Below are 2,009 nucleotides of genomic sequence, written 5' to 3' on the forward strand. Positions count from 1 at the left end.
TTCAAAAAATCCCCATCCGGCGTATTGATCTTTTCCCTCGAATATTGGATTCCTTGAATTTTTCTAAAAATACTGGGTATGATCGTTTCCAAATGCCCGTTGAAAAGGAATTTAGGTGGTTTACCATAAGTGGATTTTCCAATCAAAGGCATAAAAAACAAGACATTAAGAAGGCGAAAATAAAAACATATCCACAAAACAGGGAAATATTTGTTTTATTTGGTTTACAAAAATAAATCAATCCCGATGAAATTGATAAAAAACACCCTTTTCCTTCTGATGATGTCTCTATTCCTGACCGATATGATTGTCGCCCAAACTGTCGATTCCTTCATTGACAAGATTTACCCTGAGCTTGATGGGCTATACAAACACCTTCACCAAAACCCTGAACTTTCCCTTCAGGAAAAGGAAACATCAGCCCGAATTGCCAAAGAACTGAGAGCGCTCGGCTATGAAGTGACCGAAAATATCGGAGGATATGGTGTCGTGGGTATGTTCAAAAACGGCCCCGGACCGGTACTGCTGATCAGATCGGACATGGACGCCCTGCCCATGGAAGAGAAAACAGGTCTTCCTTATGCCTCTGTCAAAAAAGGCATTTCCAATGATGGGAAGGATACATTTATCACCCATTCTTGCGGACACGATATCCACATGACCGTTTTTGTCGGGACAGCCAAGATGATGATGGAGTATAAAAACTCCTGGAGAGGAACTTTGCTGATGGTCGGTCAGCCCGCTGAAGAAAACGGCATGGGCGCTTGGAACATGATGAATGATGGATTGTACAAGCGGTTTCCGCATCCGGATTATGCCATAGCATTACATGATGATCCATTTCTTCCTGCAGGAATGTTGGGTTATAAGGAAGGTGCTTTGATGGCAGGCGTCGATATGATGAATGTAACCGTAAACGGAGTCGGCGCCCACGGTGCCGCGCCGCATACAGGAATTGATCCGATAGTATTGAGTGCACAGATGATACAGGCCTATCAGACTATTGTGAGTCGAAGGATTGCCCCTATGGAACCTGCAGTCGTCACCGTGGGATCGATTCACGGAGGTTCAGTGCACAATATCATTCCCGATCAGGTGGTCATGCAGCTGACTCTGAGGTCATATTCGATGGATGTGAGGGAAGAAATGATTTCAAGTGTCAAAAGAATCTCGGAAAACCTTGCTATAGCTGCAGGAGTTCCGGAAAACAAAATGCCTACTTATTGGATCAGGGAGCCACATACACCGGCATTGCTCAATGATTCCAAGCTGACCAGACAAATGGTGGAAGTCTTCAAAAAGAATATAGGGGAAGATAAAGTAGTGGAAGTGAAAGCCCAAATGATCGGTGAGGACTTTAGTAGATTTGGGATGCAGGAAAGAAATATTCCGATTACGATGTTCTATCTTGGAGCAAGTGACCCTGAATTTTTAAAGGAAGCAAAAGAAAAAGGATTGGAAATTCCAGGCTTACACAGTCCGTTCTTTGCACCGCTGCCTGAACCGACCATCAAGACCGGCATCAAAGCCATGAGTCTGTTTGCCATGGATATTTTGAAAAACCAAGACGTGATGATGGACCAAAAGAAATAAGTTAACATATTGATACCAAAAGTTCATAATGCCTTAACCAAGCTGAATTTTTGATGACATATTTTTGCGTCAGTAAGTTTTCTTCATAGGTATTGATGATATTTTAAACGGAACGGCAATGCTGTTCCGTTTTTTTATTTCAATAATTTCGAATACAAAGCCTTGAGTTTTGAAGGTGGATGGTTAAGAAAAAAAAATCCAAATACAATCAGATTTGCCACCTGAACCCTGAACCAAGAATTTTTTTCATACTTTCGGGCGGAGACCAATATCCTCTTTGGGATCACTTTGAAGCTATACTTTTTCTTGAACCTCTTCACAAGTTCAAAATCCTCCATCAGGCAGTATGTCTCATCAAATCCCCCCAATTCCCAAAAAGCATCCTTGGTGATAAAAAGGGTTTGATCTCCCCCTCC

General features: G+C 42.3%; 2 protein-coding genes and 1 pseudogene. 1 reads left to right on the top strand and 2 read right to left on the bottom strand.

Annotated elements, in window-relative coordinates; translation table 11 throughout:
• Positions 1-152: pseudogene (locus ACZFYI_RS19660) on the bottom strand (alpha/beta hydrolase); the annotation flags it as partial.
• Positions 153-246: 94 nt separating this feature from the next.
• Between ACZFYI_RS19660 and ACZFYI_RS19665 the strand changes: the two are divergent.
• On the top strand, positions 247-1,593 hold the full coding sequence (locus ACZFYI_RS19665) for an amidohydrolase (RefSeq protein ID WP_462525820.1): 1,347 nt from the start codon (positions 247-249) through the stop codon (positions 1,591-1,593).
• Positions 1,594-1,727: 134 nt separating this feature from the next.
• On the opposite strand, the gene ACZFYI_RS19670 is transcribed toward ACZFYI_RS19665, so the two are convergent.
• A partial coding sequence (locus ACZFYI_RS19670) for a glycosyltransferase family protein (RefSeq protein WP_462525821.1) occupies positions 1,728-2,009 on the bottom strand: 282 nt, incomplete at its 5' end.

The organism is Aquiflexum sp. (assembly GCF_977115555.1).